This window comes from Hydrogenophaga sp., from assembly GCF_035481345.1.
In the GTDB taxonomy this organism is placed as follows: Bacteria; Pseudomonadota; Gammaproteobacteria; order Burkholderiales; family Burkholderiaceae_C; genus Hydrogenophaga.
On the sequence record NZ_DATIGV010000147.1, the window covers coordinates 1 to 13,076 of the forward strand.

At 67.3% G+C, this 13,076-nt stretch carries 15 protein-coding genes; 3 read left to right on the plus strand and 12 right to left on the minus strand.

All coding sequences use genetic code 11. The annotated features are described in order from the left end of the window. Positions 1-97 precede the first annotated feature (97 nt). The 12 genes from rpsH to VLG41_RS15510 form a co-directional block, all read right to left on the minus strand. On the minus strand, positions 98-493 hold the full coding sequence (gene rpsH / locus VLG41_RS15455) for a 30S ribosomal protein S8 (protein WP_325350288.1): 396 nt from the start codon (positions 491-493) through the stop codon (positions 98-100). Positions 494-511: 18 nt separating this feature from the next. Continuing rightward, positions 512-817 carry a 30S ribosomal protein S14 gene (gene rpsN / locus VLG41_RS15460; RefSeq protein WP_009514932.1) on the minus strand — a complete coding sequence of 102 codons (306 nt, stop codon included), beginning with the start codon at positions 815-817 and terminating at the stop codon, positions 512-514. A gap of 8 nt (positions 818-825) precedes the next feature. Next, positions 826-1,365, minus strand: coding sequence for a 50S ribosomal protein L5 (rplE, locus tag VLG41_RS15465; RefSeq protein WP_009514933.1), 540 nt, complete (start codon positions 1,363-1,365; stop codon positions 826-828). A gap of 2 nt (positions 1,366-1,367) precedes the next feature. Next, positions 1,368-1,685: a 50S ribosomal protein L24 gene (gene rplX, locus VLG41_RS15470; RefSeq protein ID WP_325350289.1), complete on the minus strand. Its 318-nt coding sequence runs from the start codon at positions 1,683-1,685 to the stop codon at positions 1,368-1,370. Between the two features lie 10 nt (positions 1,686-1,695). Continuing rightward, entirely contained in the window at positions 1,696-2,064 is a 369-nt protein-coding gene (rplN, locus tag VLG41_RS15475; protein ID WP_009514936.1) for a 50S ribosomal protein L14, read from the minus strand. 198 nt (positions 2,065-2,262) lie between these two features. Beyond that, positions 2,263-3,804: a glycerol-3-phosphate dehydrogenase/oxidase gene (locus VLG41_RS15480; RefSeq protein ID WP_325350290.1), complete on the minus strand. Its 1,542-nt coding sequence runs from the start codon at positions 3,802-3,804 to the stop codon at positions 2,263-2,265. A gap of 61 nt (positions 3,805-3,865) precedes the next feature. Next, entirely contained in the window at positions 3,866-5,596 is a 1,731-nt protein-coding gene (locus VLG41_RS15485; RefSeq protein WP_325350291.1) for an ABC transporter substrate-binding protein, read from the minus strand. Positions 5,597-5,682: 86 nt separating this feature from the next. Continuing rightward, positions 5,683-5,991, minus strand: coding sequence for a DUF2160 domain-containing protein (locus VLG41_RS15490; RefSeq protein WP_325350292.1), 309 nt, complete (start codon positions 5,989-5,991; stop codon positions 5,683-5,685). A 1-nt stretch (position 5,992) separates the two neighbouring features. Next, complete coding sequence (locus tag VLG41_RS15495; protein WP_325350293.1) at positions 5,993-6,805, minus strand: carbohydrate ABC transporter permease; 813 nt, start codon at positions 6,803-6,805, stop codon at positions 5,993-5,995. Continuing rightward, entirely contained in the window at positions 6,798-7,688 is an 891-nt protein-coding gene (locus tag VLG41_RS15500; RefSeq protein ID WP_325350294.1) for a sugar ABC transporter permease, read from the minus strand. The genes VLG41_RS15495 and VLG41_RS15500 overlap by 8 nt, the downstream gene beginning before the upstream one ends. Further along, positions 7,685-8,770, minus strand: a complete 1,086-nt coding sequence (locus VLG41_RS15505) for an ABC transporter ATP-binding protein (protein WP_325350295.1) — start codon at positions 8,768-8,770, stop codon at positions 7,685-7,687. The genes VLG41_RS15500 and VLG41_RS15505 overlap by 4 nt, the downstream gene beginning before the upstream one ends. Next, the gene (locus VLG41_RS15510) at positions 8,770-9,837 is read right to left on the minus strand and encodes an ABC transporter ATP-binding protein (RefSeq protein ID WP_325350296.1); all 1,068 of its coding nucleotides are present in this window, start codon (positions 9,835-9,837) and stop codon (positions 8,770-8,772) included. The genes VLG41_RS15505 and VLG41_RS15510 overlap by 1 nt, the downstream gene beginning before the upstream one ends. Positions 9,838-9,997: 160 nt before the next feature. Here VLG41_RS15510 and VLG41_RS15515 point away from each other — a divergent pair, with 160 nt between their 5' ends. The 3 genes from VLG41_RS15515 to proC form a co-directional block, all read left to right on the plus strand. Next, positions 9,998-10,783 (plus strand): DeoR/GlpR family DNA-binding transcription regulator, encoded by a 786-nt coding sequence (locus VLG41_RS15515; RefSeq protein WP_325350297.1) that lies wholly within the window; start codon positions 9,998-10,000, stop codon positions 10,781-10,783. Between the two features lie 12 nt (positions 10,784-10,795). Then, complete coding sequence (glpK, locus tag VLG41_RS15520) at positions 10,796-12,295, plus strand: glycerol kinase GlpK (RefSeq protein WP_325350298.1); 1,500 nt, start codon at positions 10,796-10,798, stop codon at positions 12,293-12,295. A gap of 41 nt (positions 12,296-12,336) precedes the next feature. Beyond that, positions 12,337-13,076, plus strand: a 740-nt coding sequence (gene proC / locus VLG41_RS15525; protein WP_325350299.1) for a pyrroline-5-carboxylate reductase, incomplete at its 3' end; no start/stop codon positions are given.

A 13,076-nucleotide genomic window follows, 5' to 3' on the forward strand; every position in this document is an offset into this window, starting at 1 on the left:
TTGATCAGGCCGTCCTTGACGGCGATCTCGACCCCGGTGGGCACCGCGATCGGCTGTTTTCCAATACGTGACATTCAGTCTCTCCTCGATGCCAGCATCAGGCGACGTAGCACAGCACTTCACCACCGACACCGGTGGCGCGTGCCTTGCGATCGGTCATGACGCCGCGCGGGGTGGTCACGATCGCCACGCCAAGGCCGTTCTGGACCTGGGGGATGGCGTTGCGGCCACGGTAGACGCGCAGGCCCGGACGGCTCACGCGCTCGATGCGCTCGATCACGGGACGGCCGGCGTAGTACTTCAGGGTAATGACCAGCTCGCTCTTGCCGCCTTCATTGGTCACCTTGAAGTCGTCGATATAGCCCTCGTCCTTCAGGACCTGGGCGATCGCCGCTTTCACCTTCGACGCCGGCATCGCCACAGTGGCCTTTTCGACCATTTGCGCGTTGCGGACACGGGTCAACATGTCGGCGATAGGATCACTCATGCTCATGTGGGGTTCTCCTAAGGCTTACCAGCTGGCTTTGGTGATGCCGGGGATTTCGCCGGCAAAAGCCATTTCACGGACCTTGGCGCGGGCCAGGCCGAAGTGGTTGAAGGTGCCGCGCGGGCGACCCGTGATCTCGCAGCGGTTGCGCTGACGGGTCGGGTTCGCGTTGCGGGGCAGCTTCTGCAGAGCCAGGCGAGCAGCGTCGCGCTCCTCGTCCGACTTCTTGGCGTCGCCGGCGGTGGACTTCAGCTCGTTGTATTTCTTGGCGAACTTGGCAGCGAGTTTCTCGCGCTTGAGTTCACGTTGGAGTAGTGCTTGTTTAGCCACGCGCCACCTCAGTTCTTGAACGGGAAACGGAAACCAGCCAGCAGTGCCTTGCACTCGTCGTCGGTCTTGGCGGTCGTCGTGATGCTGATGTTCAGGCCGCGCAGGGCATCGACCTTGTCGTACTCGATCTCCGGGAAGATGATCTGTTCCTTGACGCCGACGTTGTAGTTGCCGCGACCGTCGAACGACCGACCCGAGATGCCGCGGAAGTCGCGCACGCGGGGCAGGGCCACGGTGACGAAGCGGTCCAGGAATTCGTACATGCGCGCGCCGCGCAGCGTGACCATGCAGCCGATGGCTTGCTGTTCACGGATCTTGAAACCGGCGATGGCCTTCTTGGCCTTGGTCACCACGGGCTTCTGACCAGCGATCTTGGTGAGGTCGCCCACGGCGTTGTCCATCACCTTCTTGTCGGCCACGGCCTCGCTCACACCCATGTTCAGCGTGATCTTGGTGATGCGCGGCACCTCCATCGGCGACTTGTAGCCGAACTTGGCGATCAGCTCGGGGACCACCTTCTCGCGATAGTGTTGTTGCTGTCGTGCCATGGTCATGCCACCTTGATCTGTTCGCCGCTGGACTTGTACACGCGCACGCGCTTGCCGTCGGCAACCTTGACGCCCACACGATCGGCCTTGCCGGTCACGGCATTGAAGATCGCCACATTGGACTGGTCGATGGGCATGGTCTTTTCAACGATGCCACCGGTAATACCCTTCATGGGGTTCGGCTTGGCGTGCTTCTTGACGACATTCACGCCTTCGACCACGACGTGCTGCTCGTCGGTGCGTGAAAGCACCTTGCCGCGCTTGCCCTTGTCGCGCCCCGCGATCACGATGACTTCGTCACCGGTACGAATCTTGTTCATGATGGCTTCCTCAGAGAACCTCGGGGGCCAGCGACACGATCTTCATGAACTTCTCGGTGCGCAGTTCGCGCGTGACCGGGCCGAAGATGCGGGTGCCGATGGGCTCCAGCTTGGCGTTGAGCAACACTGCCGCGTTGCCGTCGAACTTGATCAGCGCGCCATCCTGGCGGCGGATGCCTTTGGCGGTGCGCACCACCACGGCGTTGTAGACCTCGCCCTTTTTGACGCGGCCACGCGGCGCTGCTTCCTTGATGCTGACCTTGATGACATCGCCCACACTGGCGTAGCGGCGCTTGGAACCGCCGAGCACCTTGATGCACATCACGGACTTGGCACCCGTGTTGTCAGCAACATCGAGTCGAGATTGCGTTTGGATCATTTGATTTAAGTCCCAACTTGAATCGTGAAGGCCACCACGGCCAACAGCGATCAGTCTTGGGCCCGTCGTCGAGGGACATCCACTGCAAGCGGCTGCTGCCGCGGCGGATGCCACCCTTCGGTGGGCAGATGGCTTGCGCCAGACACATCACTCCCAAAGGAGCGAAGCCATGCATTATGGCATGAGCGCGGCGGTGCGTCAAACGTCGGGCGCGGCGTATCGACGAGAGAGGTCCATGAAGTCGTCGGTGCGCGGGTCGGACACGCCCTCCTCGCGCAGGATATCCGCCACCTCGGCGGCCATGCGCCCGGCCTGCACAGCGTCCAGGAAGAGCGCGCGCCAACGCCGGGCCAACACATCTTCGACAGTGAGCGCGTACTCGCATCTCACTGCAAACCGCACCATCGCGGCACACAGGCCCAGTCCGAGGATCCGATCGGCGCCCGGCAGCGCCTGGATCTGCTGGGCCTCGGTGCCATACAGATGCCAGCCCGGCGCAGCGTGAATCGGCACCGAGGCACTGGCCGGCGCACCCACCAGGCGGCGGCGGGCGCTCTGCCCGCCCGCGCGCGCGGGCAGCCGGCCGGCGTCCATGCACCGCTGGAGCACGTCCTCGGCCATGGCGCGGTAGGTCGTCCACTTGCCACCGGTGACGGTGACCAGGCCGTTCGGGTCCACCACCACGGTGTGCTCTCGCGACAAGCCCTTGGTGCCACTGCCATCGCTGGGCGCCGCCACCAAGGGCCGCAGACCGACCCAGACGCTGCGGATGTCGGCGTGGCGCACCGGGCGGCTGAGCGCGCGCGAGGCTTCATCAAGAATGAAGGCCAATTCCTGCTCGAATGGCTGCGGCTCGCGCGCGAGGTCCTGCCGAGGCGTGTCCGTGGTGCCCAGGATGAGCTTGCCGAGCCAGGGCACGGCAAAGAGCACACGGCCGTCCCGCGTGCGGGGCACCAGCAGGGCGTGCTCGCCGCCCAGAAACTCGCGGTCGACGACCACGTGCACACCCTGACTCGGGCTGACCATGTGCGATGGCGTTCCGGCGGCCTCGCGGATGGCATCGACCCACACGCCGGTGGCATTGACGACGCAGCGCGCGCGCACCCGGCGCTGGCCACCGCTCACCCGATCGCAAACGGTGACCGCGTGGCCATCGCCATCCGGGGCAATGGCGACGACTTCCGCGTGGTTGAACATGAACGCGCCCGCTGCTTCGGCCGTGCGCGCCAGCGCAATGGCCAGCCGGGCGTCGTCGAACTGGCCGTCCCAGTAGCGCACGCCGCCGCGCAGGCCCTGCGGGTTCACGCCGGGCAGGGCGGACAGCGTGCGCGCGCGGTCGAGGAATTCAGTGGGCCCCAGGCCAGCGCGCCCGGCCAGCAGGTCGTACAGCTTGAGGCCGATGCCGTAGAACGGCGTTTGCCACCACTGGTGGCTGGGCATCACGAAGGGCAGCGGCTGCGCCAGATGCGGCGCGATGGCCATGACCGTCGTGCGCTCGGCCAGGGCCTCGCGCACCAGCGCCACGTTGCCCTGCGCGAGGTAGCGCACGCCACCATGCAGCAGCTTGGTGGCGCGCGAGGAGGTACCGCCTGCGAAATCGTGCGATTCGAACAGCGCGACGGAGAAGCCCCGCAGGCTGGCGTCGAGCGCGACGCCCAGGCCGGTGGCACCACCACCCACGACCACAAGGTCGAAGCGGTCCGTGTCGGCAAGGGAGGCGAAGCGTTGTTCTCGGTTCATGTGGGCGGGCGGCCAACCCCCGGGGCCAGCGGCGCCAGGGGAGCGGACGGCGCGGTGTCGATCAGCGGACCTTGCCCGCCTTCCAGGCGTTGAGCAGCTGATCGTAGGCGATGGTCTCGCCCTTGGGCTTCTCGTTGGCCAGCTTCTTCCAGGGTGCGGCCTTGTCGCTCAGCCACTTGTTGGGGTCACCCTTGGCGTTGAGTTTGGGCGCGCAGCGTTCCATGCCGGCGCGTTCCAGGCGGGCCAGCACTTGGTCCATCTGATCGGCCAAGCCGTCCATGGCCTGCTGCGGCGTCTTCTCACCCGTCACGGCCTGGGCCACGTTCTGCCACCACAGTTGCGCGAGCTTGGGATAGTCCGGCACGTTGGTGCCGGTGGGGCTCCAGGCCACGCGGGCGGGCGAGCGGTAGAACTCCACCAGGCCACCGAGCTTGGGCGCCATGTCGGTCATGGCCTTGCTCTGGATGTCGCTTTCGCGGATCGGCGTGAGGCCGACGATGGTCTTCTTCAGCGAGGTGGTCTTGGCGGTGATGAACTGCGCGTAGAGCCAGGCCGCGGCCGTCTTGTTGGCGTCGTGGTTCTTGAAGAAGGTCCACGAGCCCACGTCCTGGTAGCCGTTCTGCATGCCCTGCTTCCAGTACGGGCCGTTGGGGCCGGGGGCCATGCGCCACTTGGGCGTGCCGTCGGCGTTGACCACCGGCAGGCCGGGCTTGGTCATGTCGGCAGTGAAGGCGGTGTACCAGAAGATCTGCTGCGCGATCTGGCCCTGCGCGGGCACCGGGCCGGCCTCGCCGAAGGTCATGCCGGTGGCCTCCTTGGGCGCGTACTTCTTCATCCAGTCCACGTACTTGGTGAGCGCGTAGACGGCCGCCGGCGAGTTGGCCGCGCCGCCGCGCGCCACGCTGGCGCCCACCGGCGTGCACTTGTCGTCGCCCACGCGGATGCCCCACTCGTCGATCGGCAGACCATTGGGGTTGCCGATGTCGGCGGTGCCCGCCATCGACAGCCAGGCGTCGGTGAAGCGCCAGCCGAGCGAGGGGTCCTTCTTGCCGTAGTCCATGTGCCCGTAGATCGGCTTGCCGTCGATGGTCTTCACGTCGTTGGTGAAGAACTCGGCGATGTCTTCGTAGGCGCTCCAGTTCAGCGGCACGCCCAGGTCGTAGCCGTACTTGGCCTTGAACTTGTCCTTCAGGTCCTGGCGCGCGAAAAGGTCGGCGCGGAACCAGTAGAGGTTGGCGAACTGCTGGTCGGGCAACTGGTAGAGCTTGCCGTCGGGGCCGGTGGTGAACTTGGTGCCGATGAAGTCCTTGATGTCGAGGCCCGGGTTGGTGAAGTCCTTGCCGGCGCCGGCCATGTAGTCGGTCAGGTTGAGGATCTGGCCGTAGCGGTAGTGGGTGCCGATGAGGTCGGAGTCGCTGATCCAGCCGTCGTAGATGGACTTGCCCGATTGCATCGAGGTCTGCAGCTTCTCGACCACGTCGCCTTCCTGGATCAGGTCGTGCTTGACGTTGATGCCGGTGATCTCGCTGAAGGCCTTCGCAAGGGTCTTGGACTCGTACTCGTGCGTGGTGATGGTCTCGGACACCACGGAGATCTCGCGCACGCCCTTGGCCTTGAGTTTGGCGGCCGCGTCGATGAACCACTTGAGTTCAGCCGTCTGCTGGGCCTTGCTCAGGGTGGATGGCTGGAACTCGCTGTCGATCCATCGCTTGGCGGCGGCCTCGTCCGCCCAGGCCGGCCATGCGGCCCCCGTGGCGATCAGCGCAGCGAGCGCCGTGTGTCGCAGTTTCATGTTGTCTCCTTGATGATGATCTGCCTCCCCGCCAGCGGATCGACACGGCACCGGGGAAGCGGCGGTCCGGTCGTTGGAAAAATCGCTCAGCCCTTGCGCATCACCAGGGCGAGCCAGAACACCGAGATCACGAAGCCGATCCACACCGAGGGCTCCTGCACCAGGCCGAGCCGCTCGGCGATCCAGCCGGCCAGGCCCACGAAGGCGAGGTTGATGTAGGCCGCGCCGAGCAGGCCGACGAACAGGCGATCGCCGCGCGTGGTCTTCATGGGCAGAAAGCCCTTGCGCTCGATCGTGGGTGAGCGGATCTCCCACACCGTCATGCCGATGAGCATCAGCGCGATGACGGTGAAGAAGATCGCCACCGGCAAGGTCCAGACCATCCAGCCGAACATGTCACACCCTCCCCATGGCAAAGCCCTTGGCTATGTAGTGCCGCACGAACCAGATGACGATGGCGCCCGGCACGATGGTGAGCACGCCGGCGGCCGCCAGGGTCGCCCAGTCCATGCCCGAGGCCGAGACGGTTCGCGTCATCGTCGCAACGATGGGCTTGGCGTTGACGCTGGTGAGCGTGCGCGCCAGCAGCAGCTCCACCCAGCTGAACATGAAGCAGAAGAACGCCGCCACGCCCACGCCGGCCTTGATGAGCGGCAGGAGGATGGTGAAGAAGAAGCGCGGGAAGCTGTAGCCGTCGATGTAGGCGGTCTCGTCGATCTCGCGCGGAATGCCGCTCATGAAGCCTTCGAGGATCCACACCGCCAGCGGCACGTTGAACAGCAGGTGCGCCAGCGCCACCGCAATGTGCGTGTCCATCAACCCCAGCGTGGTGTAGAGCTGGAAGAAGGGCAACAGGAACACCGCGGGTGGCGTCATGCGGTTCGTCAACAACCAGAAGAACACGTGCTTGTCGCCGAGGAAGCGGTAGCGCGAGAACGCGTAGGCCGCGGGCAGCGCCACGGTGAGCGAGATGAGCGTGTTGATGCCGACGTAGATCAGGCTGTTGACGTAGCCGGAATACCACGAGGGGTCGGTGAAGATGGTCTTGTAGTTGGCCCAGGTGAATTCGGCGGGCCACAACGTGAACGAGGACAGAATCTCCTGGTTCGTCTTGAAGCTCATGTTCACCATCCAGTAGATGGGCAGCAAGGCGAAGACCAGGTAGGCGGCCAGGAACAGCCAGCGGGCCTTGAACTTTCGGTCACGCATGGCCCTGCTCCTTGTCGGACGTGCCCAGACTCTGCATCCAGTTGTAGAGCACGAAGCAGAACAGCAGGATGATGAAGAAGTAGATCAGCGAGAAGGCCGCCGCCGGCCCCAGGTCGAACTGGCCGACCGCCTTGGTGGTGAGGTACTGAGAGAGGAAGGTGGTGGCGTTGCCCGGGCCGCCGCCGGTGAGCACGAAGGGCTCGGTGTAGATCATGAAGCTGTCCATGAAACGCAGCAGCACGGCGATCATGAGCACGCCGCGCATCTTGGGCAACTGGATGTAGCGAAACACCGCCCACTGGCTGGCACCGTCGATGCGGGCCGCCTGGTAGTAGGCATCGGGGATGCTGCGCAGGCCGGCGTAGGCCAGCAAGGCCACCAGCGGCGTCCAGTGCCACACGTCCATGATGAGCACGGTCCACCAGGCGTGCTCCGGGTTGCCGGTGTAGCTGTAGTCCACGCCCAGCTTCCACAGCGTGTGGCCCAGCAACCCGATGTCGCTGCGTCCGAAGATCTGCCAGATGGTGCCGACCACGTTCCATGGAATCAGCAGCGACAGCGCCACCACCACCAGCACCACCGAGGCCCGCCAGCCCGCGGCCGGCATGGACAGCGCCAGCGCGATGCCCAGCGGAATCTCCACCAGCAGCACCGCGAGCGAGAACTGGATCTGCCGCCACAGCGCCAGGTGCAGGTCGCTGTCGCGCATCACCATGACGAACCATTCGGTGCCCACGAACACGCGCCGCTGAGGCGAGATGATGTCCTGCACCGAGTAGTTCACCACCGTCATCAGCGGCAGCACGGCCGAGAAGGCCACGCACAGGATGACCGGCAGCACCAGCCACCAGGCCTTCTGGTTCACGGGCTTGTGGTTGTTCATGTGGTGCCCTCCAGCAGTTGTTCGTCGCGGTAGAAGCAGGTGTGCGCGTCCAGCAGGCGCAGGTGGACGGTGTCGCCCACGGTCGGCGGCGTGGCCTCGGCGCCCAGCCGGCTCTTGAGCGTGTGCCCGCCGAGTTCGCAGGTGAGCAGGAAGTAGGTGCCGATGTCTTGCACCCGGCTCACGCGCGCGGGCAGCGATTGGCCATCGCCGGGCTGGCCCAGGCGCAGGTACTCGGGGCGGATGCCCAGCTTCACCGGCCCCTCGGGCAGGCGGCGGTCCACTTGAAAGGCCAGGGGCTGCTCGTTCACCAGCACGCCGCCACGCACCGCCTGCGCGGGCAGGAAGTTCATGCCCGGCGAGCCGATGAAATGCCCCACGAAGGTGTGCGCGGGACGCTCGAAGAGATCGGCCGCCGCGCCTTTCTGCACCGCGCGGCCGCGCGACATCACCACCACCTCGTCGGCAAAGGTCAGCGCTTCCACCTGGTCGTGCGTGACGTAGATCAGCGTGAGCTTGAGTTCGTGGTGGATCTGCTTGAGCTTGCGCCGCAGTTGCCATTTCAGGTGCGGATCGATCACCGTGAGCGGCTCGTCGAACAGCACGGCCGACACATCCGAGCGCACCAGGCCGCGCCCGAGCGAGATCTTCTGTTTCTGGTCGGCGCTCAGGCCAGCGGCGCGGTGATCGAGCTGGCCGCTGAGCTCCAGCATTTCGGCGATGCGCCCCACGCGCTGGCGGATCTCGGCCTCGGGCACCTTGCGGTTGCGCAGCGGGAAGGCCAGGTTCTGCGCCACGGTCATGGTGTCGTAGATGACCGGGAACTGGAACACCTGGGCGATGTTGCGCTGCTGCGGCGAGTCGTGGGTGACGTCGCGGCCGTCGAAGCGCACCGTGCCTTGCGACGGCACGAGCAGCCCCGAGATGATGTTGAGCATCGTCGTCTTGCCGCAGCCCGAAGGCCCCAGCAGCGCATAGGCGCCGCCGTCGCGAAAGGCCATCTTCAGCGGCAGCAGCGCATAGTCGTCGTCCGAGCGCGGGTTCGAACGGTAGGCGTGTGCAAGGTCGAGTTCGATCAGGGCCATCAGCGCACTCCTTGCGGCGCGCGCACCAGCGGGCCGCGCGCGTCGAACACGAACAGGTGATCGGGGTTGAGGTGCAGCGTGATGCGCTCGCCCAGTTCGAACTTGTGCACGCCCACGAGCTGGGCCACCAGCTCGCCCACGTCGCTGCTCACGTGCACGAAGGTGTCGGAACCCGCGATCTCCGCCAGCTCGACCCGCGAGGCGATCGCCACGTCGCCGGGCAACGCGCGCGCCCGCAGGCCACCCGCGCGGATGCCGAGCACGACGTCGTCGGCCTGCGCGGGCAGCTCCAGCGGCCAGTCCAGCGCGTCGGCCACGCGCACGCCGCCCTGGGCGTTGCGGCGCGCGGCCATCAGGTTCATGGGTGGATCGCTGAAGGCGCGCGCCACGCGCAGGCTCAGCGGGCGGTGGAAGACCTCGGCCGTGGGGCCGTATTGCAGCAGTTCGCCGGCGTCCATCACCGCGGTATGCCCGCCCAGCAGCAGGGCCTCGCCGGGCTCGGTGGTGGCGTAGACCACCGTGGACTCTCCCGCCGCGAACAGCGCGGACAGTTCCTCTCGCAACTCCTCGCGCAGCTTGTAGTCCAGGTTCACCAAGGGCTCGTCCAGCAGCATCAGCGGCGCCTGCTTGGCCAGGGCGCGCGCCAGCGCCACGCGCTGCTGCTGCCCACCCGACAGCTCGGCGGGCAGGCGCTCGAGAAAGGCTTCGATGTGCAGCCGCGCGGCCAGCGCCCGTACGCGGGCCTCGATGTCGCGCTCACCGCGCAAGCGCAGCGGCGAAGCGATGTTCTGCGCCACCGTCATCGACGGGTAGTTGACGAACTGCTGGTAGACCATGGCCACGTTGCGCTCGCGCACCGACTGGCGCGTCACGTCCTGCCCGTCCACCAGCACGCGCCCCGAGCTGACCGTGTCCAGCCCGGCCATCACGCGCATCAGGCTGGTCTTGCCGGCCTGCGTGGCGCCCAGCAGCACCGTGACCGCGCCCGGCACGGGCGACAGGCTCATCGGGTACAGGTGGACCGAAGGACCCACGGTCTTGGTGATCTCGTCCAGTGACAGCTGCATAGGAGGTGTGATGTGCGCGGCCTCGCTCGAACGCGAGGCGGGCGCTTTCGTTTCGGGCGTATCTTTGTTCGTTTTTTTTCTTTTTATGTTCGGTAGATACCCTTAGAAGTCCATCAGTGTTTTCCGATAAGTTCGAAACACGACCGCCGCGCGCTCCTTCATGAACCTGAACCCCCGCCACACCCAATTGCTCGACGAGGTCCGCGCCCATGGGCCACAGACCATCGAAGCCCTGGCCGAGCGCTTCGGCGTCACGCTGCAGACCGTGCGCCGCGACGTGCAGCGCCTGGCCGAGGCCGGCCTGCTGGCGCGCTTTCACGGTGGCGTGCGCCTGCCCGGCTCCACCACCGAGAACATCGCCTACCGCCAGCGCCAGGCCTTGCAGGCCGAGGCCAAGCAGCGCATCGCGCGCGCGGTGGCCGCGCGCGTGCCCAACGGCTGCTCGCTGATCATGAACATCGGCACCACCATCGAGGCCATCGCGCGTGAGCTGCAGCGCCACCGCGGCCTGCGCGTCATCACCAACAACCTGCACATCGCCTCGCTCATGAGCACCAACCCCGACTGCGAGGTCATCGTCGCTGGCGGCCAGGTGCGCGCGGCCGACCAGGGCATCGTGGGCGAGGCCACGGTGGACTTCATGCACCAGTTCAAGGTCGACATCGGCCTGATCGGCATCAGCGGCATCGAGGCCGACGGCACGCTGCGCGACTTCGACTACCGGGAGGTCAAGGTGGCGCGCGCCATCGTGGCGCAGTCGCGCCAGGTGTGGCTCGCCGCCGACCACAGCAAGTTCAACCGGCCCGCCATGGTCGAGCTGGCGCGGCTGGACGATCTCGACGCGCTGTTCACCGACGAAGCGCCCCCCGACCCCTTCAATGCACTGATCGAGCAAAGCCACGTGGAATGCGTGGTGGCCGCCGAGCGCGAGGCCCTGGCCTCCTGAAAGCAAGGACCGATGAACCCGACCCACCTGCTGGCCCTCGACCAGGGCACCTCCAGTTCGCGCAGCATCGTCTTCGACCGCCAGGGCCGCGTGGTGGCCATGGCCCAGCGCGAGTTCCCGCAGATCTACCCCCAGCCCGGCTGGGTGGAGCACGACCCGCGCGCCTTGTGGGACACGCAACTGGCCACCGCGCGCGAGGTGCTGGCCAAGGCCGGTCTGCGCGCCGACGGCGTGCGCGCCATCGGCATCACCAACCAGCGCGAGACCACGCTGGTCTGGAACCGCCGCACCGGCGAGCCCGTCTACAACGCGATCGTCTGGCAGGACCGCCGCGCCGAGGCCGCCTGCGCCCAACTGCGGGATCAGGGCCACGAGGCCCTGGTGCAGCGCAAGACCGGGCTGCGCATCGACGCCTACTTCTCCGGCACCAAGCTGCAGTGGATCCTGGACAACGTGAAAGGCGTGCGCGCGCAGGCCGAGCGCGGCGAACTCGCCTTCGGCACTGTCGACAGTTGGCTGATCTGGCACCTCACGCGCGGCGCGCGCCATGTCACCGACCACAGCAACGCCGCGCGCACCATGCTCTTCAACGTCAGCACGCACGACTGGGACGACGAACTGCTCGCGCTCCTGCGCATCCCGCGCAGCCTGCTGCCCGAGACCCTGCCCTCCAGCGCCGATTTCGGCCAGGCGCACGCCGATTGGCTCGGCACCGCCCTGCCCATCGGCGGCGTGGCCGGCGACCAGCAGAGCGCCCTGTTCGGCCAGGCCTGCTTCCAGGCCGGCATGGCCAAGAACACCTACGGCACCGGCTGCTTCATGCTGATGCACACCGGCGAGCGTTTCCAGACCAGCCAGAACGGGCTCATCACCACGTCCTGCGCGCAGGCGCCGGGGCCGGCGCAGTACGCGCTGGAGGGCAGCGTCTTCATTGCCGGCGCGGTGGTGCAGTGGCTGCGCGACGGCCTGCGCGCGATCGAGTCCAGCAGCGAGGTGCAGGCCCTGGCCGAGAGCGTGCCCGATGCCGACGGCGTGGTGGTGGTGCCGGCCTTCACCGGCCTGGGTGCGCCCTACTGGCAGCCCGAGGCGCGCGGCACCATCACCGGCCTCACGCGCGGCACCACCATGGCCCACATCGCGCGCGCGGCGCTGGAAAGCATCGCCTTCCAGAGCGCGGCCCTGCTGCAGGCCATGAGCCGCGACGCCGTGGCCGCGGGCGGCGTGCCCGTGAGCGAGCTGCGCGTGGACGGCGGTGCCAGCGTCAACAACCTGTTGATGCAGATCCAGGCCGATCTGCTGGGCATTCCCGTGGTGCGCCCCGAGGTGGTGGAGACCACCGCGCTCGGCGCGGCCTACCTGGCGGGCCTGCACACCGGCGTGTACCAGGGCACGGACGAGCTGAGCGCGCAGTGGCGCGCGGAGCGGCGCTTCGAGCCGCGAATCTCGCGTGAGCAGGCGGCCGAGAAGATGGCCGCCTGGGAACACGCAGTTCGGCAAACAACCGCCGCCTAAACAGCGCTGCCTCGGCGCAGAGCGCGGCGACAATCGCGCGCATGAACACGCCCAACTCCCCCCTCATCACCTTCATCGGCGGCGGCAACATGGCCAGCGCCATCGTCGGCGGCCTGCTGCGCCAGGGCCATGCGGCCGGCTCGCTCCAGATCGTCGAACCCTGGGACGAACAGCGCACGCGCCTGGCGCAGCAGTTCCCGGGTGTGGCGCTGTTCGCCGCGGCCGGCGCCGACCTCAAGCCCTCGGGCCTCGTGGTCTGGGCCGTGAAGCCACAGACCTTCAAGGACGCCGCACTCGCCGCCGGCCCGCACCTGGGCGGCGCCCTGCACCTGAGCGTGGCGGCCGGCATCACCAGCGAGAGCATGGCCGCCTGGCTGGGCACGCAACGCATCGTGCGCGCCATGCCCAACACCCCCGCGCTGGTGGGCCTGGGCATGACCGGCCTGTTCGCGCGCGAGGGCGCCTCGGCCGACGACCGCGCGCTGATCGAGCGCGTGGTGCGCACCACGGGCGAGCTGGTCTGGGTGGCCAGCGAGCGCGACCTCGACGCCGTCACGGCGATCTCCGGCTCCGGCCCGGCCTACGTGTTCTATTTCCTGGAAGCCATGCGCGACGCGGGCGCGCGCATGGGGCTGCCGGCAGAGACCGCGCTGCAACTCGCGATCGGCACCTTCGTCGGCGCGTCGACCCTGGCGCAGCGCTCGAACGAGCCGCCGCAGGTGCTGCGCGAGCGCGTCACGTCCAAGGGCGGCACCACGTACGCGGCGCTCACGGCGATGGA